Origin of the sequence: Roseiterribacter gracilis (assembly GCA_018332375.1) — a bacterium.
GTDB lineage: Bacteria > Pseudomonadota > Alphaproteobacteria > BOG-932 > Roseiterribacteraceae > Roseiterribacter > Roseiterribacter gracilis.
Genome location: BOPV01000001.1, coordinates 4114007 through 4137790 on the forward strand (window position 1 = coordinate 4114007; position 23784 = coordinate 4137790).

Below are 23784 nucleotides of genomic sequence, written 5' to 3' on the forward strand. Positions count from 1 at the left end.
CGCAGCTTTTCGGCTGGCGCATGGGCGGGCGCGCCGTGCTACTGCATGCACGCATGGATTTGGCCGCCTCCAATTCTGCAATCGCCGAGCAGCGTCCGCTCGGCGCGCTGCTTGTGGGGGCAGGGCTCGTCAGCGCTGATGACGTGGCGCGCGCGTTGACCTTCCAGCGCCAATTCGGCGGACGGATCGGCAGCATCCTGGTGCGGATGGGCGCTGTCGGTGAGGATCGGTTGCTGCAAATCCTGTCGCAGCAACTTGGTTGGCCGGTGGTTGCGCGCGACGCACTGCCGACTGTCGAATCGATTCGCGCAACGCTCGACGCAAGCTCGGTTGAGTTCGATTGGTGGCTCGATCAATCCGCGTTCGCCTGGACCGGCGAACCTGGCAGCGGCGGGGGCGTCGTCGTCGTCGCGCGCGATCCGCTTGCGGCGCTGCTACAGGAGACGGCGCAACGTTGCTTCGGCACCGTCACCTTTGCCTTGGTGGCAACGCAGGATCTCGACCGTCTTCTCGACGCATTGCGCCGCGCCGATGAGTTCGATCGCGTCACGCCCGAGACGGCAATTGAACAGCTGCGCGAACTTGCCGAAGCCGCGCCGTCGGTCGAGCTGGTTGCGAATATGCTGAGCCAGGCGGCCGCCGAACGCGCCTCCGACATTCACGTCGAACCCGGCGAGCGCAGTTTTACCGTGCGGCTGCGGCTCGACGGTGTGTTGCAAAAGCGGCTGGATCTGCCGCGCGACCGGTTCGATGCGGTCGCGTCGCGGATCAAACTCATGGCGGGTTGCGACATTGCCGAACGGCGCCTGCCGCAAGACGGGCGGTTCGTGTTTCGCGCCGGCGGTGGCGAAATCGACGTGCGCGTCTCGGCCTTGCCCGGCGTGCACGGTGAAAGTCTGGTGCTGCGTCTGCTGCCGAAAGGCCGCATGGAATTCTCGCTCGACCGGTTGGGCATGGAAGCGGCGACTTTGGCGCGCTATCGCGCCGCGATTGCGGGCGCCGACGGAATCGTGCTCGTCACCGGGCCGACCGGATCGGGCAAGTCGACGACGCTCTACGCGACCATCGAATCGATCGATGCGGGCGAAGACAAAATCGTCACGGTCGAAGATCCGGTCGAATACGAACTGCCCGGCATCAGCCAGGTGCAGGTGCAAAGCGACATCGGCTACGACTTTGCGCGCGCGCTGCGCGCCATTCTGCGCCAGGACCCCGACGTCATCATGATCGGCGAAATTCGCGATCGCGAGACGGCGGAAATTGCGGCCCAAGCGGCGCTGACCGGCCATCTCGTTTTCTCGACCTTGCACACCAACCACGCGATCGGCGCGATCACGCGGCTGATCGATCTCGGCGTCGAACCGTTCCTGGTCGCGACCGCGCTGCGCATGGTCGCAGCGCAACGTCTGGTGCGTCGCCTGTGTCCGCATTGCGCGACGCGCGACGAGCCCGGCGCCGCAATCGACGCCGAAGCGCGTGCGCTGGGGCTTGCCGGTACCGCGAACTGGCTGCGTCCGGTTGGCTGCAGTCACTGCGGCAACACGGGCTATCGCGGCCGGCTTGGCTTGTACGAAGCGGTGCCGATCGATGCGTCGCTGCACGATGCGATCGTGGCCGGCGCGCAGGAATCCGAGCTGGTGCGGCGTGCCAGAGCGGCGGGCTATGCCGGCCTGCGCGAAGACGGGCTGGCAAAGGCATGGCGCGGTGAAACCAGCGTCGCTGAGATTCTGCGCGTGCTCGGCGGCGGCGAGTTGGACGCATGAGCGGTGACTTCGCCTATGAAGCGACCGACGAGCAAGGCCGTGTCGTGCGCGGCCGTCTCGAAGCGGCGAGCTTGCGCAGCGCGCAGCGCGCGTTGCGCCGGCAGGGTTTGTCGCCGCTCGCCATCGATCCGGTAACGACGACGAGCCGCACGTCGCGTCGCACGCGCGCGACGCGGCAGGATCTGGTGCTGTTGCTGGACGAGTTGGCGACCTTGCTGGGCGCCGGCGTTGCGCTGTCCGAAGCGTTGCAAGCGGTGCAGCGGGGCGAGCGTCCGGCGACCTTGGCTGCGTCGCTCGAAGAATTGTCGCGCGCGGTTCGGCGCGGCGAGAATTTCGCCGACTCGTTGCGTCGTTGCGTGCCGGGCCTGCCGGCTTACGTGCACGCGCTGGCGCAAGCCGGCGAGACCGTCGGCACCCTGGCCGCATCGCTCGCCGATGCAGCCAAGCAGATGCGCTACGACCTCAAGCTGCGCCAGGATTTCGCGCAGGCCTTGCTCTATCCCGCCATTCTCGCCGCGGCCGGAATCGCTGCCGTGTTGTTCGTGTTCGTCGCAGTCGTGCCGCGCTTTGCGGCGCTGCTCGACAATCGGCAGGTCGCCTTGCCGTGGTTGAGCCGCATCGTGATCGCGACCGGCCTGTTCGTGCAGGCGAACCTGGTGTGGCTTTTGCTGGTGGCGCTGCTCGTTGCGGTCGCGCTGACGGCGTGGTTGCGCCCGCCCGAACGGCGCGCGGCGCTGCTCGACCATCTGCGCGGCGTGCCGGTGATCGGAAGCTGGTTGATCGACGCAGACGCGGCGCGCTGGTCGACCTTGGTTGCGACGTTGCTAGGCGCGAAGCTGCGCTTGATGCCGGCGCTGGCCTTGGCGCGCGCGGGTGTCGCGCTGCCAAGCAGCGCGCGCAATCTCGACGCGGTCGAACGCGCGGTGCGCGGCGGTCGCGCGCTAGCCGACGCGCTTGCAGCACATACCGACTTGTCGGCAGCCGCAATCAATCTGGTGCGTGTCGGCGAACGGTCGGGCGAGTTGGCGCGAATGCTGGCCAACTACGCCGACATGGCGACGCGCAACGCCGATGCGCGCCGCAAACGCGCGCTGGCGCTGGTCGAGCCCGCCGCCATTCTCGCCATCGGCGGCATCGTCGGACTCGTCGTTGCCGCCATCATGCTTGCCGTCACGTCGATCAGTGCAGGGGCCGTATGAACAAGAAACGCAATGTTGCTTGGGCCCCCGCCTTCGCGGGGGCGCGTTGCGCGCGCGGTCGTCGCGCGCAACGCGGATTCACCTTGCTGGAAATGTTGGTCGTGCTGGTGATCATCGGGCTGGTCGTCGGTCTGGTCGGCACGCAACTCTTCAACCGTCTCGACCGGTCGAAAGTCACCGCGGCGGAAACGCAGGTGAAGCTGCTCAAAAGCGCGCTCGACACGATGAAGCTCGATCTCGGCCGCTATCCGGACGCGCAGGAAGGCTTGCAACTGTTGCTGGTTCCGCCGGCCGATCCGGCGCTGCGCCGGCGTTGGACGGGGCCGTATCTCGACGGGCAGGTGCCGGTCGATCCATGGGGGCGCGCCTATGTCTACGATCCCAAACCGGCAGCGAACGGGCCGGTGACGTTGTACAGCCTCGGCGCCGACGGCAAGCCGGGCGGCACGGATCTCGATGCGGATATTGGTTTCCTCCCCGCGCGCTGAGCGGGGTTTCACCCTGCTCGAGATGCTGATCGTGCTGGCGGTGTGCGCACTGTTGACGGTGCTGGCGCTGCCGATGCTGGGTAATCTCGGCGCGTCGCTGCGCTTTCGCTTTGCGCGCGACGGCATCGAACGACAGATCGATTCCCTTGCCACGACCGCCTTCGCCCAGTCCCGTGCGATGCGCATCGGCGGCGCCGACGGCGTCGTGCTGGATCTGCCGCGCGGCTGGACGGCCGAAGTGCCGCGTCCGATCGACATTCGCGCCGACGGTGCGTGCAGCGGCGGCGAGCTGTTCGTGCAGGCGGGCGACACGCGCTTTCACTACCGGCTCGACGCGCCGCGCTGTCATCCGGTGCTTGTGCCATGAAAGCGCAGCGCGGCTTCACCCTGTTGGAATCGATCGTCGCGCTGGCGATTCTCGCGGTCGTGTTGATCCCGCTCTACACGCTGATCGGCAACGCGATGTCGTCGATGCTGCGCGCGCGCGACGCCGCCGATCGTGCCGCCGACGAGCTGAATGCGCTGGCGGCGCTGGAGACGATCAATCCGGCGCTGCGCCCGCAAGGAACGTTGCAGCTCGGCACCGTGCAGATGGTGTGGCGTGCGCTCGAAGCGGTGCCGCCGGTGCTCGGCGCGGATTATCCGACCGGCACGTCGTCGTTTGCCATCGCGCTCTACGACCTCGATGTCGAGCTGCGCGATGCAAAAGGCCAGGTGCGCGCGCAATTCCCCGCGCGCCGCATCGGCTGGCGGAACGGACGATGAAGCGGCAGGCCGGATTCACGTTACTCGAAACGCTGGTCGTGCTGGTGCTGGTTGCGCTGATCGTGGGTGTGCTGGCCGATGGCGGCAGCCGGCTTGGCGATCTGCGGCAACGTCTGGCGACGCGCGTCGAGGGCGCCAGCGATCGTGCGATGCGCATCGGCTGGTTCCGGCAATCGGTTGCCAACGCATTGCCCGATCTGCCCGGTGGCAGCGGCCTGTTTCATGGTGACGCGCAAAGCCTGACCTTGTTGACGCTCGCGCCGGTCGGTGCTGCCGGGGGCACGCCGACGATCCTGATCTGGCGCCTCAGCGAGCCTGCACCCGGCCTGCATCGTCTCGAGGTGCAGGAAGGCGACCGTACGCTCGAGACGCTGACCTGGCGCGGACCGCGCGGCCTGTTTGCCTATCTCGACGCCGCAGGCATGCAGCATGCGCGGTGGCCCGACGCCGACGGCGCGCCGCAATTGCCCGCAGCAGTGTTGTTGCAGAGCGGCGCCGACGAAACGCCGGTCGTCACCTTCGCTGCGATCGCCGGCGCCAAGAACGTGCCAGCGAAATTGCTGGAGGCAGCGCAGCGATGACGCCATTGCGTTTCTGCGCTCCCGCTGGCGCGCGTGCTCGCTGCGCTGCCGCGCGGCAGCGCGGTTTCGTTCTGCCGGCGGTGCTGGGTCTGATTGCACTGCTGGCGTTGGGCGCGACCGCGCTGCTGGCGTGGCTCGATCGCGTGCAGAGCGATACGGCGGCGTTGCAGGCGCGTGTCGTCGCCGACCGCGCCTTCGCCGATGCGCGCGCGACGGTTCTGTACGCGCTGTCGGTCGAATCCCTCTCGACGCGCGGGCTGGAAATCGTGCCGCTGACGACGTTGCGCCAAGGTCTGCGCCCCTACGATCTGCGCACCGGCATTGCGTTGCAGGCTGCGTCGGTGCGGCTCGACGCGCGACCCTATCAATTGCCGGGCGGCGCGATCGTGCGGCTGCAGGATGCGCGCGGCCTGCTGGGTCTCAACACCGCAAGCAGCGACGAGATCGAACGTTTGCTCCAAACCGTCGGCGTTGCGGCGCCGCGCGCCCGCACGCTGGCTGCGTGCCTGCTCGACTATATCGACGCCGACCAACTGGTGCGGCCGGGCGGCGCCGAGGCGGCGGCCTATCGCGCTGCGGGTCGTGCGCCGCCGCCCGATCGTCCATTGCGTGACGTCGGTGAATTGGCGCTGGTGCTTGGCTTCGCCGACGCGCCGTCGCCGCTCGACGATGCGCGTCTGCTGCAATCCGTACATGCGGGCTTCACGCGCGGCATCGGCATCAACAGCGCGGCTGCGCCGGTTTTGCGCGCAGCCGGTTTCAACGAGACGCAGATCGCAGCTTTGCTCGCGCATCGCCGCACCGACGTGATCGATACGATGGCGCAACTGCAAGCTGTCGCCGGTCTTGCGACACCGCCCGATCCGCTGCGCTTTCCGCTGTTTCCTGCCGATGAATTCCGCGTCGAGCTGGAAATCGGCGGGCGTACCCAGATTTTCGGTGTGACGCTGACGCCACGCGCAAGCGATGCGCCGTTCCGCATTGACTATTCTCGCTCCCCCGTGTCGGGTCCGTCCCATGGCAACAGGCCTGAATTTGCGCCGCTTCCTTTCCCCGACGTCGCGGCGGCGCTTCCACCGGCTTGACGGAGTCGATCCGGCTGCGGGCAGCTCGGATCGGCTTGGTCAGGTACAGTGGGTGCTGTCGCGCGCGCTGTGCAGCTTCACCTTGGTGCCGTTGCCGGCCGACGCAACCCGTCGTCGCGATGCGGTGCGCTTGCGTGCACGTGCCGATGCACCCTTTGCCGAACCGGGCTTCGCCGAAGACTGGCGCAGCGACGCAGTCGCAATCTGGTGCTGGGATCGTCCGCGCGTGTGGCGCTCGATCGAAGCGGCGGGATTCGATCCGGCGCGCGTGCGCATCGTGCCCGAAACGATCGTGCAGGCACGCGCCGCTGTCGATGGGTTGCGTCTCGTCGCAGCCTTGGACGGCGTCGACGCGCAGCTTTGGCGCGACGGCGTGCTGGTCGCGAGCCGCTGGTTTGCCGATGTGCCGACGCAAGCCGACTGGTTGTTGTTCCAACGCGGCGCATCGATCGCGACGCTGCAGTCGACGATACCGCAGCCGGTGGCGCCGGTTTGGATCGACCGCGCCTGGCTGGCCGGTCCGTCGAGCTTCAATTTCACGCGCGTCGCACCGCGCCAGCTTGCAGCCGCGATCGCGCTGCTCGCTGCCTTGCCGCTTGGCTGGCGCGCGGGCGAGGCGATTGCGCTCAATCTTGCCGATGCGCGGCTGGCGCGTGCGCAAGCAAGCGAAGCTGCGTCGCTGGGTGGGCTGGAAGCGTCGCGCCGACGCGCACTCGCCGATCTCGATGCGGTGCAGGCGATTGCGCAGCTCGACCGGTTTCCGTCGCAACTTGCGCTGCTTGCCGCAGTGACGAAGCGCCTGCCCGACGACACGCGCCTGGTCGAATGGAGTTTCCAGGCCGGCGATCTGTCGTTCACGGCAACCGCCGACGCGCCGATCGATTTGCCCGCTGCGGTGCGTACGTTGAGCGCAGCGCCATTGCTGACCAATCTCGTCGCCGACCGCGCGCTCGACGGGCGCGGCATCGTCGTGCGCTGCCGGGTGCGGGCATGACGATGCTGACCGACACGATGCGCAGCGCGGGCGCGCAGTTGCGCCAGAACCGTCGTCTCGCGATCGGTGCTGCGGTTGCAGCGTTGCTGGTGTGGGTATTGGCGTTGCTGGCGCTCGACGGTGCGATCGACGGTGCGCGGGCGCGGATCGAAACGCGGCAACGCGATCTTGCGCGCGCGGCGCGGTTGGCAGATCGCGACTGGACGACGGTTGCGGCCGAAGCAGCGGCACGACGCGCCGATGCCGAACAGCGTCTGTGGCCGATCGCGAATGAAGGTCTGGCGCGGGCCGAGTTTCAGGAATGGATCACGGTCGCTGCGCGCAACGCGGGCTTGGCGCGCGTACAGACGCGACTCGAATTGGGTGAAGCGCCGGGTGCTGGTCCGCGCCGTCTGGTTGCATCGCTGACGGCTGATCTCGACGGGCCGGCGCTGGAGCGGCTGCTTGCAACCTTGGCGACAGCGCCGCGCCTGATTGTGGTGCAAACGATGCGGCTGTCGGAGGCGCCAGTGCCGCGCGTCGACTTGTTGTTGGCGACGTTTGGCGCCACGAACAACACTGAGGACAAGAAATGACGCCGCGCGCGCAGGTCATCGCCGCCGTCGCGCTGGTGCTTGCTGCGGCCGTGATCGGTGCGGTGCGCGCGCCGGTGCCGGCAGCGCCGGGTTTGGCCGCTTCATCCGCGCCACAGGATGTGGCGATGGCCGAGCCGTACGATCCGTCCGCCGATCTTGCATTGCTGCAGGAACGGTCGCCATGGGGCGCGCAGTTGCGCGGCCGTGCCGTGCCGCGCGGCGAGGCGGTTGTGGGGCCGCTTGCGCCGTGGCGCGTGGTCGGCGTGCTGAATCGCGCCGACGGTCTTGCCGCGGCATTGCTGTTTCAGCCGCAGAACCGTCTCGAACTGCGCCGCATCGGAGAATCCTTGCCCGATGGCAGGCGGATCGTAGACATTCGCCCAACCTCGATCCTGCTCGAGGCTGGCGGCGTCAATTCGACTCTGCCGCTCTTCACAGGAATTCGATGACCGTGCGCCGCCTTCTTCTGCCGCTGTTCCTTCTCGGTCTGGTTTCCTGCAGCGAGCAGCCCAAGCCGTTTCTGGCGACGACGTTGCCGCCCAAAGTCGCGTCGCAGATGACGACGAGCATCACCAGCACGACGACCACCGACGGGCTGCGCGTGACGCCGGGACCCAGCGCCGAGGCGGTGCTTGCGACGGGCGCGACGCGCTCGACGCCGTCGCTGACCGGCGCGCCGGTGTCGGCCAGCCTCGATCAGGTTCCGATTCCGCGCTTCATCGATGCCGTGTTCGGCGACACGCTGAAAGTCGCGTACGAGGTCGATCAACGCGTCGCGTCGCGCACCGAACTCGTCACCTTGCGCACGCCGGGATCGGCCTCGCCGCAAAAGCTGGTCGAACTCGCCAGCCAGGTCCTAAGCGCCTACGGCGTCGCGGTCGTCAAAGAAGGCGCGCTCTATCGCATCGCGCCCAGCGACGCGCTGGCGGCACGGTCGCCGCAAGTGTTGCGTTCGCGCGCGCTGGCCGAAGTGCCGGTCGGTTTGCGTCCCTTGTTCCAGGTCGTCGATCTGCATGCGGTGCGCAGCGACGCGATCGCCAATGCGCTGACCCAGGCCTATGGCCAGAAGGTGCGCGCGACGCCGCTGCCCGACGCCAACGCGGTGTTGCTGCTGGGGCTCGCCGACGACGTACGCGACGCGGTCGAAGCGACGCGCATTCTCGACCAGCCCAAACTGGCCGGTGCGCGCAGCGTGAAGCTGCAGCCGGCCTATTGGAGCGCCGAGAAATTCGCGACACGCCTGGTCGAAGTGCTGCGTGCACAAGGCTATGCCGCCGACACGCAGGTGCGCGCCAATACGGCGATCACGATCCTGCCGATCGAAACCGGCAATACGGTGATCGCCTTTGCCGCCGACCAGAAAACGCTGGAGCAGGTGGTGAAATGGGCGCGCACCTTGGACGTGCCGAACGCGGCCGGGCAGGGCAAGACGCTGTTCTATTACGCGGTGCGCAACACGTCGGCGGACGGGTTGGCGCAAGTGCTGAACCAGCTGCTCGAAGGCTTGATCGGCGCCGACCGTTCGCGCGACGTGACGAGCGCTGCGGCGAGCGGCGACACGATGGCAATGTCGGCAGCGCCTGCGATGCAGCAGCAGCCCATGCAGCAACAGGGCGCGATGGGGATCGGCGGGCAGTCGGCCTTCGGCAACAACAACGTTGGCGCCACCGGCATTGCGGGCCAGGCGCTGCCGACGCAGCCCTCGATGGTTGGCGTCAATCCCAACGCAGCCGGCAGCGGCGGCGACGGGCGTCGTCGCCTGGTGGTGGATCCGACGCGCAATGCGCTGATCTTCCGCGGCACGTCGGAAGAGTGGGGCCAAATCCTGCCGCTGTTGCGCAACATGGATCAGGCTGGTCGCGAAGCGTTGATCGAAGTCACCGTTGCCGAAGTCACGTTGGATGAAACGACGCGCCTCGGCGTCGAATGGGCTTTGTCGGTTGGCTTGGGCGGCGCGCCGTCGACGATCGGTACGTTGGGCGGGCTTGGCATCGGCCAGAACGGACTCAACTACGTCGTGCTCAACAGCGCGCGCGAAGTGCGTGCGATCCTGAACGCGTTCGCCAATGACAGCCGTGTCTCGATCCTGTCGAGCCCGCGCGTGCTGGCGCGCAACGGTGCCGAAGCGCGCATCCAAGTCGGCACCGACGTGCCGATCGTGACCAGCCAGGGCACGACCAACATTCAGCAAGACGCCAACACCGCGATTCTGCAGTCGATCCAGTACCGCACCACGGGCGTGATCCTGAACGTCAAGCCGACCATCCATGCCGGCAACCGCATCGATCTCGACATCGCGCAGGAAGTGTCCGAAGCGCAGAAGAACGACACGTCGAACGTCTCGTCGCCGCTGATCCTCAACCGGCGTGTGTCGACGCAGCTGTCCTTGGCCGATGGTGCGACCGTGATGCTGGGCGGATTGATCAGCGAGAATCTCAATCGCACCAAGACCGGCGTCCCGGTGCTGAAAGACATTCCGGTGCTGGGCACCTTGTTCAAGAACGACGTCGATTCCCGTCGCAAGACCGAGCTGATCATTCTGATCACGCCCTACGTGATCAACAATGACAGCGAAAGCGACGCGGTCACCCGCGCCTTCCGCCAGCGTCTCGAAACGCTGCAGATCGAAGATCCGCCCAGACTTCTGAAATAGCTGCCTGCTGAAATAGCGATCAGCCCTTCGGCGCGGCGAGCAGATATTCGCCGACTGCGTCGAACAAGGCCTGGCGATTGGTTTCGAGATGCATGCGATGCGCGCCGCGCGGCAGCACGATATCGCGTGCGCCGCCGGGGACGTTGCTGAGGTGCGCAACCAGCCACGCAGCGTCGGCGTCTTTCGTCACCGGATCCCAGGCGCCGCGCACGAGTAAGGTCGGCACGCGCACGCGCGACGGGTCGTACGGAAACTTGCCCGACCAGGCGTCGCCAATGTCGGCTTGCGCGCCTGACGGTACGCGCACGCTGGGTGGCGTCGTGCTGTCGCTGGCTTTGTCGGTGGCGAGATAGTCTTTCGCCCAAGCGGCGAAGATCGCTTTGTTGATCGGTGATTCTTCGCCCGCCGGAACGCCGGATTGGAACGACTGCCACTGATCGTCTTCGCTCACTTGCAGCGCCGGCACTTGCGTTGGCGTACGCACGCCCTCGCGTTGCGCCACCGCGCCGAACAGGATCAGGCTTTGCACCAGCTCGGGATGTTCGGCGGCAAAGGCGCCGGCCGGAATCGTACCCCAGCTATGGGCGAGCAGAATGACTTTGTCGCCACCGCGTTCGCGCAGCACGTGACGTACGACGCGTTCGATTTGCGGCACCGCTTCTTCGGTACGTCCGATCGGTGCGCCCACGGCTTCGCGCATGGCTGCGGGGCGGTCGGATCCGCCATAACCGGCGAAGTCGAATGCCCAGACGTCAAAGCCGCGCGCTGCCAGATCGTCGGCCCAGGACCGTCCATCGATGCGATAGAACATCGACGAGCCCGACGGAAACGTGGCGCCGTGAATATAGATGACGCTGGGCCCGTTGCCGCGCATATGGCGCAGCAGCAGCGACGGTTCGGTCGCCGTCGCCGGCAGCATTTCGGTTTGTTCGGCCGCGATGCCAAAGGCAGCGACGATTGCGAACAGGATCGACCCAAGCATGAACGACTACTCCCGCGTTACGGCGGGCGACGTTGGGCGTCTGCGCGGCCGCGGTCACGCGACATCGCTTCGGCCGCGGCCGAAACGTCAGAGCGGTTTGAGCGGGGTCGATCCGTCGCTGGTCGGCGTGCGCGCGACATTCATCGTCATCGCCAGCAACGTGTAATAGCCGTTGAGGCCGCACAAATCGGCGATGCCTTGCTCGCCGAACAGCGACAGCGCGGTTGCGTAGGTCGAATCGCAAACCGCACGGTTGGTGTGAAGTTCGCGGCAGAACTCCCACACGGCGCTTTCCTGTTCGTCCATGCCGTCGGGGCGGCGGCCTTCAGCGATCGCTTGCGCAATTGCGGGTGACAGGCCGGCTTTCAGCGCCGCCGGATGATGGATCTGCCACTCGACTTGCTGCGTCCATTGCCGGGCGATCAGCAGGATCACCAACTCGCTCAATTTCAGCGGCAGGCTCGATCGATAGCGCAGATGCTGGCCCATCGCGCTGGCGTTGCTGAGCAGCTCGGGGCTGCGCAGCAACGGAACAAAGGGGCCGAACAGCTGCACGCCGCGCGACGCGGCGAATTCCTTTGCAGCGGCGCGCTGCGCGTCGGTCAGCGTCTCGTCCGCCAGCGGCGGCATGCGGTCGGCGGACATACGGATCCTATTCGACGAGATCGTGCGCCGGCGTCTCGACCTCGCTGCTCATTGCGTGCAGCGGCCCTGCGGGATGGAATTCGTCGAGATAGAACGTCGCCGAGGCGATGCGGGTGACGAGAAAGTCGCCTTGATGAAAGGGCAGCACCACACCCAGCGAATGCAGCACGCGGTCATAGGCCGATGCCTGGCGGATTTGCATCGGCCGGCGCTTGGTCGCCAGCTCGGCCAGGCGCGGCGTGAAAATCTGCATCACGTGCGGCGGATAGATCTCTTCCATCAGCTTGCCGGCGCCGTTGGTCAGCGCGCCGCGCAACGACGACCCGACCAACCGGACGCGCCAACTGCCCGACGGTTCGAGCGCCAGCACGAAGAGATGGCCGACCAGATGCGGGAAACATAGAACCGGATCGAACTTGCTCCACAGCGGCACATCTTCGCCGTCTGCGCGCAGGCTGTGCCACGCTTCAAGCAGAACGCGAATATCTGCCTCGGCGCGTTTGCGCCGGCGACTCATCAGGCCATTCGACTCAGGTTCGTGCACGGGCGCGACGGTCGCCTTGGAATCGGTACGGTGCAAGCCCGAACGCACGATCTGCAAAGACGACGCACAAATGCAAACGCCCCCGGCCGCGTAGGCGGCCAACGCAAATGAAAACGCCCCCGGCCGCGTAGGCGGCCAACGCAAATGAAAACGCCCCCGGCCGCGTAGGCGGCCAACGCAAATGAAAACGCCCCCGGCCGCGTAGGCGGCCAACGCAAATGAAAACGCCGCGGTGTGAGCCGCGGCGTTTCATGGTCGGTCAGGGTGTGGGCGTTTATCCCGCGCCGTTGCCTTCGTGGCTGATCGGGCCCAGCGCATGTTCGCCTGCACCCGACTGCGTCTGGTGGCGCAGATAGGCTTCGCTGATCCGGCGTGCCGTGTCCTGCATCGCGGGCAGATAGCGTTCGACCACTTGCTTCTCGGTCAGGGCCGAGGTGATCCAGCGCATCGACAGCACCGCCACCACCTGGTTGCCGGCCAGGACCGGAATGGCGAGCGAGGCTTGGCGCGTCGGCGACCACTCATGCACGACGTAGCCGCGTTGGCGGACTTGATCGAGCTGGCGTTCGACGTTGGTGCGGTTCTTGGCTTCGGCATCCGCCGCGTCGGTCGAGCGTGCCAGAATATCCAGCAGCGCCGAACGATAGTCGGCCGAGCAGAAGGCGAGATAGGCAATGCCCGACGCGCTGGCCAGCAACGGCACGCGCAGACCGGCCGAATAGCGTTCGAGCGCCAGCGGACTGTCTTTGTCGGTGGTGCCGCGCACCAGCAGCGAGGTCCCCATCGGCGTCGCGATCGCGGTCGGCCAGATGATTTTTTGCGTCAACTGATCGATCAGCGGCTTCGCCACTTCACGGATCCAGCTTTCATCGCCGAACCCGTCGCTCAGTCCTTTGACCGCGATGGTCGGGCGATAGCGTTCGTCTGACGGATCGCGCACCGCGTAGCCGCCGACGCACAGCGTTTCGAGCACGCGATGCGCCGTCGTGCGCGGCAGTTTGGTTGCAAGCGCGACGTCGGTGACGGTCGCACCGTTGCGCATGTTCAACACGCGCAACGCGTCGAGGCCGCGCAGCAAGGCGCGGATCGGGCGCAGCGTTTTGGAGGTCGGACGCGGGGTCTCGGCCAACAGCGGCGCCAGTCCACGTGCCTCGGCAGCGTGGGTGGGCGAAAGCTGCGATGGCGCTTTCGGGAAGGCCTCCCCGTCATGCGCATCGGGCGAGACCGGCGGAAGGGAATTCGACCTGCTACTGCGGAGGGCGGATTCCTGGGCGGGGGTGTTGACCGGCATGCGGAGTTGGACGCCGGCGGGCAGGGGAAAGTTCCGGAACCTCGCGCAATCGGATTGGTTTCTGCCCGCTCAGCCGCAGAAACCCTGGGCCGGTCTTAGTTTTTCCCGGCGCAGCTGGTGGGATCGACCGCGCTGCGATAGGTCGCCATCGGCGCCATCCCGGCGGCCGACCGCCGCTGATCCACCGTATCGGCGTCCTCGATTGGAAACGGTTCCCATTTGTTGGCGACGCACCGACCCTGCGTGCCCCAGCGTTGCGGCTTGTGATCGGCAACGGCGATCCGGTCGTACAGAAAGGCGCGATGCCGTTCGGGCGACTCGCCCGACGCGGTCGACCGTTCGAGCAGTTGCAGCACGTGGCGCTGGAACGGGCGGTCGTGATCGGCATGCAGCGCGATCAACCAGGCGGCCGCTTCGGCGGCTTCGCCGAATTCTTTGGTCGACGGCCAGCCATATTTGTCGACGATCTGTTTCAGCCGTTCGGAATTGGCGCGGTCGCTTTGATCCGAGCGTTTCTGCACGCCGTCGGCGCAGCGCTTCTTCGCCGCTTCATCCAATTTTTCGCATTCAAGTTTGATCGTCTGCACGCCGCGCCGGATGGCCTGGTCGTGCCCGCGCATCGCGGCGAGCAGCGCCGGCACGCAATCGCGCGCATCGCATTTGATCGCAGCCAGCGCGTCGCCGGTCGGCTTCAACAATTGATCGTAGGCGCGCAGCTCGTCATCCACGGCGTCGGCCCGGGCAACCGCGAACGCATGCGAAGGCGCAACGGTTGCGGCGACGAGGGCAGCGGCAAATGTGGCGAACAGGACCAGGCGGACCATCGAAATCTCCAGCAAATCGGCGCCAGTCCACCACGGATTCGGAAAGCGTCGCAATATCGCGCTGAGATCGCGACCGAACCGAAGCGCAAGGACGCAGATTCTGCTTCGTTAATTTCAGAAGCCTCGGTTACTGCTACCGGATGCAAGGTCACGTCGATCCGTATCTGCGCTTAACCCTGTCGTCGGGCTCGGGGCGCGTGATGAATTTGCATCGCGTGACGCGTCGTCTGCTCGCCAAGGGCGAGGGCGGCAAGCGCTTCTTCGGTACCACCGCGCTCAATGACGCGTACTTGATCAAAGACGTCGATCCGCGCATCGACCTGACGATGGATCGCGAGCGGATCCGGGTGCGCACCCGTATCTATCTGCCGTTCGATCCGGCCAATGCGTTCGAAGGCGGACAGATGATCGATGTCGGCGCGCGCGATTATCGTTCCGCGCTCGAACAATTTGCCGACGTGCGCGTGCCCGAACGCAAGGCCGCGCTCGACACCGACATGGCGATGCTGGGCGTGATGGATTCGCTGCCGTCGCTGGCGCCGTTTCTGGTGCGCGATCGGCTGGAGCGGGCCGGCTATCCGGTCGATGACCGCTATGTGCAGGTATCGACCAACGAATGGGACGAAATCAGCCACTTCATCCGCACCCAGTTCCGCAAAATCATTCTTGCCGTGTTCGGCACTAACGGCTCGGGCAACGACGCCAAGTTGGATCAGCTGCTGCAGAAATTGTGGGACCTCGAAGACAAGCCGGCGCTGACCGCGCTGGCGGCTGCGTTCCGCCTACCGACGGAAAATCCGGAATCGACCTTCTATGCGTGGAAGGGCGTCATCTACTTCACGTACGAATACGGCACCTTCGCCGAGCGCATCCGGAAATTTCTGCTGTGGCTGAAAAACGACGCCACCGTGCCGGCCTGGATCGCGGCGCCGATCCCGCAAGAGGTGAACCGTCTGCGCGACACGTTGTTCGCGCGCATGACGACGGATCTCGACGAGATCAACCAGCGGCTGGCGGCGTACCAGCAATCGTTCGACGATCTGTTCGGCGGCGGTGCCAAAGGTGCGCAGCCTTTCATCGAATTCCTGTCCAAGGCGTCACAGCATTTCAACGTGCTGGGCGTCGCGATCGGCCGCGTGCAGCACGTGACGTTGGTCTGGGACCGCTTCAACACCGCACTCAAAGGCAAAGCGCCCAAACCTGAGACGCTGGTCGAGTTGCTCGCTGCCTTGGCGCAAGTGCTGGGTGAGCCTGCGAATACGAACGCGATTGCGCCGACGGTGGCGACGGCGCGGATTTAGGCAGCGCGATTGTGCACGAACGATTCGTGCGCCGCTCGATTTCCTCCTCACTTATTTGGGCAGTTGCCTCGTTTTGAAGCTGCATGTCGCGGACGAAGCTGACATGGAGATTGCGAAGCGATGCTCTACGGACATAGGCGCGTGAATAAGCGCCGAAATGTGAAACGCATATAAATAAATAGCTTGTCAGTTTCGCCGGTGCTCCTCTAATTGGCGTCGCAGTTCGGTAGAACCACCGGAGTACGCGTCGATGCCAGAAGACGACGATTAGAAGCTCGGGCGCGCTCGCGCCGCTTCCGCCGCTTTCCCAATCCAAAATTGCAATCGCGAACGCCACTTCGGCGAACGCACACGCTTGTCCGCAGGGAGCCGACCATGACGACGTCCATCAGCAGCGACGGCCTGCTTTCCACCTTGTTGCGCTGGCCCGGTGCGAATGACGACGGCGGTTCCGATACGCCGACTCGCGCGCAGGATGGTGGCGCGAACGGGTTCGGCGATGCCTATAGTTTGGATGTCGATACCAGCGCAGCTTCGGCGCTGGCGGATGCGGAAACCGCGATTGCCAGCGGCGATGCCGATGCGCTCCGAAGCGCCTATGCGCGCGCTACCGACGCGTATGTGTCGCGATATGGCGCGATCAGCGGCCAGGGCGGCGACGCCGCCGATCAGCTTACGACCGATCTCGTGCGCATCGGCGTTTTGAGTGCAGAGGGCGGCCATACAGCGCTCGGCGCCGTGCAGGCTGTGCTGCAGAACGATCCAGCGAGCGCGAAAGCTGCGCTAATCCAGGCGCTGTTAGACGCGACGCAAACGGACCAGGCCGCGGCGCCGGGGAATCAATATGACGTCTTTACGCCGGAAGAGGGTGGGGGTGGTCTGCAGGCGTTTGCCGCGTTCGCGTCGGCGCAGAGTTTTTCTACGGCAAGCGTGACGTCGCTACCGCCGGAGCAAATCCAGCCCTGGAGCGGACCGAACTCGTTCGGCAACGGTAATCTGCTCGCGATTTCCCAGGAAAACGCTTCCGCGCAAACGCAGTGGTACAATATCGAAGTCGCGGTCGGGCCGCTCTACTACCAGCATCAGCCAGTCGACTTCACGTCGCAGTTCTCGACGTTGCTGAACGAGTACGAAGCGAAATTCGGTTCGCTGGCGGCTTCCCAATTCGGTGCTGCGCAGTTCATTCAGGACCTCGAGTCGCTGGATATGATCGGCGCCAGCAACGCGTCATCGCTGTTCTCGAGTTTCCAGACGGCATGGAATAGCGGTGCGAGCGAAGCGACGCTGAAACAGCAGCTCGCGAGCAATGCGTCGGCTGCGGTCAATTCCTATGTCCCGAATCCGGTTGGCGGCTGGCAATCGCCGGGGACGACGATCACACCTTTGCCGGCGCAGACGGGTAGTCAGCCTGGTTCGGGTGGCGGTTCAAGCGGTGGCTCGGGCACGACACTGCCGCCGCAAGTCGTGCTGCCGTGGAGCGGTCCGAACACGTTCGGCGATGGCAACCAGCTTGGCATCTCTCAGACGAGCGCGTCGGCCAAGGCGCAATGGTACAACATCGAAGTCGGGATCGATCCGCTCTACCACCAGCATCAGGCGGTCGATTTCAGCGGCCAGTTCCAGACGCTGTTGGGCGAGTACGAAACCAAGTTCGGTTCGTTGAGCACGTCGCAGCTCGGCGCAGCGCAGTTCATCCAGGATCTCGAAGCGCTTGTGATGATCGGCGCGAGCAATGCGTCGTCGCTGTTTTCAAGCTTCCAGTCGGCATGGAATAGTGGCGCCAGCGCCGCGACGCTGAAATCGCAACTCGCGAATGCTGCGTCGGCGGCAGTCAATTCCTATATTCCCAATCCGGTCGGCGGTTGGCAGTCGCCGGGCACGATCATCACGCCGTTGCCGGTGCAGGGTGGAAGCCAGCCGGTTTCTCCGCCGCCACCTCCACCGCCTCCACCGCCCGTAACCGTTCCGCCGCCGCCACCTCCGCCGCCAGCCACGGTGACGTTGCAGTCGCTTGCAACCGACTATCTGTCGGGCCTGTACACGACCGTGCTCGGTCGTGCGCCGGACACGGCTGGGTTGACGACGCAGCGCGATGCGTTCGTCGCGTTCGCGACGACCAACGGCATTGCCGCAGCAGAGAAACAGTTCGCGACCCAGTTCGTGAACTCGTCCGAGGGCGTCGCCTACAGCAACGCAATCCAGGCAGCGACCGTACCGCCGCCGCCACCACCGCCGCCCGACGTGATCGGCAATTTCGCGACGCAGTTTATCGGCAATCTTTACGTCAACGTGCTGGGGCGTTCCGCTGACGCAGGCGGTCTTGCGACGCAGGTCGCTGCGTTCCGCAGCTATGCCGCCGCGGGCGGCATTTCCGCGGCCGAGATCAACATTGCGTCGCAGATCGCGCACTCGTCGGAAGCGCAGCAACACAACGCGGTCGACGGCGCGAGCTTTCTGACCAGCCTGTATCTCGACGAGCTGGGGCGCGCACCGGACAGTGCCGGTCTGACGGTGCAGTTGAACGCGTTCAACGCCGAAGTGGCAAGCGCCGGCATCGCCGCCGCCGAATCCGACTTCGCGGCCGCGTTCGCGAATTCCGGCGAAGGGCAGGCGCATAGTGCAGCGTTGCAAGCGGCTGCGAACTACACGCCGCCGACGCAGGGTGTGAACACGGCGCCGATTTCGAACTATGCAAGCCAGTTTCTCAGCAAGCTGTACGACACGGTACTGGGCCGACCGGCGGATGCGAGTGGACTCGCGACGCAGGTGGCCGCGTTTACGAGCTACGCGGTTGCGAATGGGATTCGTGCGGCGCAGGTGCAGTTTGCTTCGAACTTTGCGGACTCTGCGGAGGCGATTGCGCGTGATGCGGGCATCTCGACCGTGCCCGTCGACGACCCAGCGCGGACAGCAGCAAAAGCATTCTTGAGCGATCTGTATAAGCAGCTTGTTGGACACGCCGCGGAAAATACCGCGCTTGAGGTGCAGGCGACCGACTTTTTGTCATATGCAAACGCGCACGGACAAGCTGCGGCCAAAACGGAATTCCAAGCGCGCATATACAACTCTACAGAAGCGACGACATTCCGCGGCCAGCAGCTATCCAGTGGTCAGGGCGCTTCGCTGACAATCCGAGATTTGTTCGCAGCGACTTCGCCAGAAACAACCGCTGTGAATAAAGCGCGCGCGACCGTTGCAGCGAACTACTTAATTTCGCTTTATGGCACGGTGCTCGGACGTTCTGCTGATGCAGGCGGATTGAAGGTTCAGACCGCGGCCTTCATCAGCTTCGCAAAGCAGAACGGCTTCGTCGCCGCCGAAGACGAGTTCTATTGGCGTTTCAAAGAGAGCCGCGAGTACTCCGATACGCACGGTCACACGTACAACTTGATGCTTGACGATGGTGACCCGAACGATGGAAGCGGAGGGGACAACACCGGCGGGACAGGAACCGGATCGGACACGCCGCGAAACGGAGCTGCGCCGTCGGGATCCCATATTCCCGGGCTGACGTATAGTCTCGCTGGTTCCGTCGTGACGTTTGATAGCGTTGGAAAGCCGCTCGGTGTTGATGGGTATGATCCACCAGATGACCAGATTGCGGGCTACGCAGCAGACGGGACGCCGCTTCTCAAATTCAATCCGGGCGATCTGAATCGAGGGGTACTGTACACGCTCACGCCGGTCACAAACGACGGTGAGAATCTCCCTTCTTCTCTCGCACCGCTGCTCTTCCTGGGTGGAAATCAATCGCTGGCAACCGGCTACGCGGGTGGCCAGGAATTTAACGTGGCATCGCGCGATGTTTCGAACCAAGTCTCCGCAATGGTGAGCATCGACATGATGCGAAACGGCGTGAATTCCAACTTGGGAGTCGCGGACATCGTGCTTGGCGGCAGCACGTTCACGTTACGCACGACGGCCGAGGGAGCGTTGGCAGTTCTGACAGACGCGGACAACAAAGTGTACGGCCAACTTCAAGACGGACGTTTACTACAGCTTGGGTCCATCGATTCGATCGACCAGTTCACGGCTAATTCGCCGCTTTCGATCAGTGCCGGCGGCTCAACTGTGATTTACAGTTCAGACGGAATGGTTGTGTGGGGCGTTCGAAACGCAAGCGGTGCCGACACAACGCCGCCCGGTTGGTACAATCCAGCCGCGGACGGCACAATAATCTTCGGCAACGTAGCTGGTCCGGCTGTCTCAACGACACCACGACCGCTCGATAAAAAGTTCATCAACTTTTTCGATAAGCAGTCCGCGGCGATTATGAAAGTCGCCGGGCAGCTCGGCGTCGATCCGTCACTTTTGTTCGGACTCTCTGCGTTTGAAACGGGATGGGGAGCAAGTCCGCAGTTCAACAACCTAAACAACCCATTCGGGGCAACTCCTGGCGGGCAAGGATCGACGCCAGTCACCTATAATTCTTTTGACTCTGCATGGCAGAATTGGGCGAACCAATGGGGTTCGAGAGTCGAGGGTGTAGGCGGAGACGTTGATCGATTCATTTCGGCGCTTCTGGTCGACAACCGTGGTGTACCGAATACCGACAATCGAGGATCATATAATACCGAAACGCCCAACTATGCGCAGTTGGTCAAAAATACGATTTTGAGCGTGCCGACAAAGTTGAACCAGTGGGCGAGCGCAAATCCGTAAGGCTAGACAAAATGCTCCTCAGATTGACGCCTCTTTTTCTTTCGCTGCTATGCGTGAGCGTGACTCTTGTTGCGCATGCGGACGTATATCGCGACCCGAACTTCCGCATTAGTTTGCTTGATGCGGGGGCACACAAAGTTTGCAAGCCGGAGTCATACGAGCATGGCTCAGGAATTTGGATTTTGCTTCAAGATGGCAATACAAACTGCGACGATAAAAACGCGGCGACCATGCGCGTATATGCATCATACAACACGTTAGAGCCTGCCGACTTTACGTCGGTCTTAAATTTCAATTGCGCAGCGACATTATCGAGGATCGGCGGGATGCGTGTGAAGGCACCATCGGGCCTGCAGATTGGCGGCAAACGATCGGCGACGTGCCGAGTTGATGGAGACAGCGAACGAATTGAAGTGATCGTTTTAACCCAGTTGCCAATGGGTGACGCGAAGAGAAGTGTTCGTGATGCGCCCGGTATCAATCTTTATGCAAACCTGCAGACCACTAAAGACCGGTACCGGCTGGACTTGTCAGAGTTTAAAAAGATGTTGCGATCGACGCGCATCTTACCAGCGGAAAGATAAGTTGCGCATTTGGGCGGCGCGCGAGCTATCCGTGCGGATTCAAGCGCACAACTCACCAAGTTTCCTTTTGAATTTCGCCATACCGGCAATATACTTCCAGCGCCTTCTCGCAGAAGGCGGCCGAACGAAGTGCTAGAGACACCTCGCCCGGCCTGGCCACAAACCAAACGGAGCTTGGATCATGGTTGATTCCGAGAATACTCGACCTTTGCCCGCTTGCAGAACCCCGCATCCTCTGGCCGCGAACCGGGCGCAGGTGCGGACATGACGGCGCCCTCCAAAGCGACCGAAGATCCCGCGTTGATCCTGTGTGCTGTGTGGCGGCAGGACCGTGAACAGCTCGAAGCGTTGCTGCGCGAAACCAACAAGCGCGAACGCGCGATGTTCGATGCAACGCCCGAACATGCGGGCGAGGCGAAGCGTCTGTTCCTGGACGCGGCGAAGCTGAGCGACGCCCAGGGCGACAAGGTCGAGGGGCTGGCGCAGGGTATCTTCCGCATCAAGGCCAAGTCGCTCGCGGGCGCGATCGCCAAACTGACCGTCGCGCTACGCCAGACCGAACCATCGCCGCGCACGGACCAGGAGCCGTGGTCCTATCTGCGCAACGTCGAAGCCGATTTCGAACGTCTGCAGGCGGAAGCAGCCAACGGGACCGAAACGCCAGACAAATCGAACGCTTGAGATCAATCGTGGGCCGGTCGACATTACGTGGCTGGCCCACGAGGCTGAAGTTACTGATGCCGCGCCTAGAACCTAGTGACGTGCCGTGACTGGATTGCAGCGAGATTTTGGGAGCCAGCCATAAAGCACCTAATGTCGATGCTAACGCTGCTCGCGATCGCGTCGTGTGTCAGCACCGCGGAAGCGGAGCGCGAACGGTGGATTCACATCGAGAATCTTCGTAATAGCTATGAGCCTCTGCCGTTCCACGCCCCTCAGTCGCGGGAAGAGAAGCAGGTCGCAAACGTGGCTGAGGCTCGCATAGCAAGAGCTTTCCCTACATTCCGCAAAGACGATTGGTCGGTCGTCATTCTTGATGCGGGAACGGAGTGGGAAGTCACGTACTCACCTCCCAACGACGCCGAAGGCGGAGGACCGAGTGTCTTCCTAAAGAAGCGATCACTCGAGACGCTTCGTTTCGAGCTGTATCAGTGAACTAGATGTTCGACGCATCGAAGTTCGGTGGAGGCAACGCGGGCGGGCGAATGCAATGAAGAGCTTTTTGGCCCTAACGATGGTTGTGTCAGGCTTAGCGTATTCATCTGCGCCGTGTCTGGCATCTGAGCAGCCGGCTAACGTGCGAGCTCGAATACTTGGCGTGCCGCTCGTGATTCCAGTCGAATATATTTCGCATCAGCAACCCGTCGTCAGCGACAACATGGTGATACTTGCTGTCGAGCTGCCGACGGTCTGGGCTGTGAAGGACCCGTCGAAGAGATACGGGCAGCCGCCATTGGGGAATCTCGACGTGGCGCTAGTTTATCTTAGTCGCGATTTAGCACCGCCGCCGGCGCAGTTGCTTCGGAATTCATGCGGTAATTCGCGATGTCACGAAGCCGGCGTTGGCCCGAGCGGCTTCAAGGTTTTCAGCGTGCGAAGTCCAGCGCCGTATGTCGAACGACTGTACGTTATCGATGATGGAGACGGTGGGGCTTTTCTTTCTTGCGGCGCCGATGCGGGCGCGCAGCCTTTTTGCCGGACGTTTGGAGAAAACATGCATGGCGTCGCCGTAGATGTCCGGTTCTCGGAAACGCATTTGCAGGATTGGCCGGAGATACAAGTTCGCCTGCGCGCGCTTATTGGAAGTTTCGTCAAATAAACATGGCCCTCTGCCCGGTCGGCGGGTGCAACGCAGGCTGCTTACCGCCCCGGCCGATGCACCGCCACCCCCGCCATCACAAGTGCAATCCCCACAACGTCACGCCCACTCGGAATCTGCGCCAACACAATCGCGCCGATGATCGTGGCACTCGCGGGTAGTAACGCCAGCAGCAACGCAAAACTCGCGCGCGGTAGGCGGGACATGGCGAGTTGGTCGCAGACATAGGGGATTACCGACGAACAGACACCAACGCCGATGCCGGCGAGGAGCAGGGTCGGATCGGTGAAGGCGTGGATCGCGTCGTTGAAACCGATCGGTGACACGAAGACGAACGCGACCGTCATCGCTGCGCCCAACGCTTCGATGCCACTGCCCGCACCGGTTTGCGCGACGCGGTGACCCAGCGCGACATAGATCACGAACAACACGCCGTTCAGAAACGCCCAAGCGAGTCCGATTGGATCGCTCGACCAGGTCGCGTTGATCAGCATCGACGCACCCGCGATCGTCGTCGCGAACGCGACGAAGTTGCGCTGGCTGCGCACGCCGTAGAGCGCCAGCCCGATCGTGCCGACGAACTCGATTGCGGCGACCAGGCTGATCGGCAAATGCGACAGCGCCAGATAGAAGCTGCAATTCATCGCCGCCAGAGTCGCGCCCCAGGCAATTAGAAGGGTGCGGTTCTTGGCGGTGCGCAGCGCGCGCCACGGTTTGGTGATCGGCGCGAAGATCAGCGCGGCCGATGCGATGCGCAGCCAGGCGACGCCCAGCACACCGACGGCTGGAAACAACAGCACCGCGAAAGACGGGCCGAGATAGTGGAAGACGGCGCTGACCGCGAACCACGCATGCGGTGGAACGACGGTTGCGGCGCGCGACATGGTCTGGTTGGCGCTGCTGCTGCTGGTTTGCATGGGCGCGAAGGTAGAAGGCCGGGCTGCGCGTTCGAATGGGATGGCGAAGGCGAGTTCGCGCGATCTGCTTTGCTTGGCGAGGCGGCGGTTCTATTCTTCCTTCGATGTTGAG

Annotated in this window: 23 protein-coding genes; 17 read left to right on the top strand and 6 right to left on the bottom strand. The window is 64.1% G+C overall.

Going from position 1 to position 23784, the window contains the following annotated elements:
- Positions 1–53 precede the first annotated feature (53 nt).
- From TMPK1_RS20360 to TMPK1_RS20410, 11 genes are read left to right on the top strand one after another with little or no spacing between them, the layout of a single operon-like run.
- Positions 54–1763: a GspE/PulE family protein gene (locus TMPK1_RS20360; protein WP_420245423.1), complete on the top strand. Its 1710-nt coding sequence runs from the start codon at positions 54–56 to the stop codon at positions 1761–1763.
- On the top strand, positions 1760–2962 hold the full coding sequence (locus TMPK1_RS20365) for a type II secretion system F family protein (RefSeq protein WP_420245425.1): 1203 nt from the start codon (positions 1760–1762) through the stop codon (positions 2960–2962). Before TMPK1_RS20360 ends, TMPK1_RS20365 begins: the two co-directional genes overlap by 4 nt.
- Positions 2959–3450 carry a type II secretion system major pseudopilin GspG gene (gspG, locus tag TMPK1_RS20370; RefSeq protein WP_420245426.1) on the top strand — a complete coding sequence of 164 codons (492 nt, stop codon included), beginning with the start codon at positions 2959–2961 and terminating at the stop codon, positions 3448–3450. Before TMPK1_RS20365 ends, gspG begins: the two co-directional genes overlap by 4 nt.
- Positions 3419–3817: a pilus assembly FimT family protein gene (locus tag TMPK1_RS20375; RefSeq protein ID WP_420245427.1), complete on the top strand. Its 399-nt coding sequence runs from the start codon at positions 3419–3421 to the stop codon at positions 3815–3817. The genes gspG and TMPK1_RS20375 overlap by 32 nt, the downstream gene beginning before the upstream one ends.
- Complete coding sequence (locus TMPK1_RS20380; RefSeq protein WP_420245428.1) at positions 3814–4215, top strand: type IV pilus modification PilV family protein; 402 nt, start codon at positions 3814–3816, stop codon at positions 4213–4215. The genes TMPK1_RS20375 and TMPK1_RS20380 overlap by 4 nt, the downstream gene beginning before the upstream one ends.
- On the top strand, positions 4212–4796 hold the full coding sequence (locus TMPK1_RS20385; RefSeq protein WP_420245429.1) for a prepilin-type N-terminal cleavage/methylation domain-containing protein: 585 nt from the start codon (positions 4212–4214) through the stop codon (positions 4794–4796). Before TMPK1_RS20380 ends, TMPK1_RS20385 begins: the two co-directional genes overlap by 4 nt.
- Complete coding sequence (locus TMPK1_RS20390) at positions 4793–5881, top strand: hypothetical protein (RefSeq protein WP_420245430.1); 1089 nt, start codon at positions 4793–4795, stop codon at positions 5879–5881. Before TMPK1_RS20385 ends, TMPK1_RS20390 begins: the two co-directional genes overlap by 4 nt.
- A complete protein-coding gene (locus tag TMPK1_RS20395; protein ID WP_420245432.1) occupies positions 5832–6875 on the top strand; it encodes a hypothetical protein in 1044 nt (347 codons plus the stop codon). Before TMPK1_RS20390 ends, TMPK1_RS20395 begins: the two co-directional genes overlap by 50 nt.
- Positions 6872–7450: a hypothetical protein gene (locus TMPK1_RS20400; protein WP_420245433.1), complete on the top strand. Its 579-nt coding sequence runs from the start codon at positions 6872–6874 to the stop codon at positions 7448–7450. The genes TMPK1_RS20395 and TMPK1_RS20400 overlap by 4 nt, the downstream gene beginning before the upstream one ends.
- Positions 7447–7899 (top strand): hypothetical protein, encoded by a 453-nt coding sequence (locus tag TMPK1_RS20405; RefSeq protein ID WP_420245435.1) that lies wholly within the window; start codon positions 7447–7449, stop codon positions 7897–7899. Before TMPK1_RS20400 ends, TMPK1_RS20405 begins: the two co-directional genes overlap by 4 nt.
- Before the next feature lie 2 nt (positions 7900–7901).
- Positions 7902–10103: a secretin N-terminal domain-containing protein gene (locus TMPK1_RS20410; protein ID WP_420245436.1), complete on the top strand. Its 2202-nt coding sequence runs from the start codon at positions 7902–7904 to the stop codon at positions 10101–10103.
- Positions 10104–10122: 19 nt separating this feature from the next.
- On the opposite strand, the gene TMPK1_RS20415 is transcribed toward TMPK1_RS20410, so the two are convergent.
- From TMPK1_RS20415 to TMPK1_RS20435, 5 genes are all read right to left on the bottom strand, one after another.
- A complete protein-coding gene (locus TMPK1_RS20415) occupies positions 10123–11085 on the bottom strand; it encodes an alpha/beta hydrolase (protein WP_420245438.1) in 963 nt (320 codons plus the stop codon).
- An 87-nt stretch (positions 11086–11172) separates the two neighbouring features.
- Entirely contained in the window at positions 11173–11730 is a 558-nt protein-coding gene (locus TMPK1_RS20420) for a carboxymuconolactone decarboxylase family protein (protein ID WP_420245441.1), read from the bottom strand.
- Between the two features lie 7 nt (positions 11731–11737).
- The gene (locus TMPK1_RS20425) at positions 11738–12247 is read right to left on the bottom strand and encodes a PAS domain-containing protein (RefSeq protein ID WP_420245444.1); all 510 of its coding nucleotides are present in this window, start codon (positions 12245–12247) and stop codon (positions 11738–11740) included.
- Positions 12248–12548: 301 nt separating this feature from the next.
- Complete coding sequence (locus tag TMPK1_RS20430; RefSeq protein ID WP_420245446.1) at positions 12549–13403, bottom strand: IclR family transcriptional regulator domain-containing protein; 855 nt, start codon at positions 13401–13403, stop codon at positions 12549–12551.
- Between the two features lie 257 nt (positions 13404–13660).
- Complete coding sequence (locus tag TMPK1_RS20435; RefSeq protein ID WP_420245448.1) at positions 13661–14389, bottom strand: DUF6624 domain-containing protein; 729 nt, start codon at positions 14387–14389, stop codon at positions 13661–13663.
- 140 nt (positions 14390–14529) lie between these two features.
- On the opposite strand from TMPK1_RS20435, the gene TMPK1_RS20440 reads away from it, so the two are divergent.
- From TMPK1_RS20440 to TMPK1_RS20465, 6 genes are all read left to right on the top strand, one after another.
- A complete protein-coding gene (locus TMPK1_RS20440; protein ID WP_420245450.1) occupies positions 14530–15690 on the top strand; it encodes a hypothetical protein in 1161 nt (386 codons plus the stop codon).
- 375 nt (positions 15691–16065) lie between these two features.
- Positions 16066–20352, top strand: a complete 4287-nt coding sequence (locus tag TMPK1_RS20445) for a hypothetical protein (RefSeq protein ID WP_420245452.1) — start codon at positions 16066–16068, stop codon at positions 20350–20352.
- Complete coding sequence (locus TMPK1_RS20450) at positions 20331–20936, top strand: hypothetical protein (RefSeq protein ID WP_420245454.1); 606 nt, start codon at positions 20331–20333, stop codon at positions 20934–20936. The genes TMPK1_RS20445 and TMPK1_RS20450 overlap by 22 nt, the downstream gene beginning before the upstream one ends.
- 264 nt (positions 20937–21200) lie before the next feature.
- Positions 21201–21617 (top strand): hypothetical protein, encoded by a 417-nt coding sequence (locus TMPK1_RS20455; RefSeq protein WP_420245455.1) that lies wholly within the window; start codon positions 21201–21203, stop codon positions 21615–21617.
- Positions 21618–21755: 138 nt separating this feature from the next.
- Positions 21756–22091, top strand: coding sequence for a hypothetical protein (locus TMPK1_RS20460; protein WP_420245457.1), 336 nt, complete (start codon positions 21756–21758; stop codon positions 22089–22091).
- A gap of 163 nt (positions 22092–22254) precedes the next feature.
- Complete coding sequence (locus TMPK1_RS20465; RefSeq protein WP_420245459.1) at positions 22255–22755, top strand: hypothetical protein; 501 nt, start codon at positions 22255–22257, stop codon at positions 22753–22755.
- A 41-nt stretch (positions 22756–22796) separates the two neighbouring features.
- On the opposite strand, the gene TMPK1_RS20470 is transcribed toward TMPK1_RS20465, so the two are convergent.
- Positions 22797–23672, bottom strand: a complete 876-nt coding sequence (locus tag TMPK1_RS20470; RefSeq protein WP_420245460.1) for an EamA family transporter — start codon at positions 23670–23672, stop codon at positions 22797–22799.
- Positions 23673–23784 lie beyond the last annotated feature (112 nt).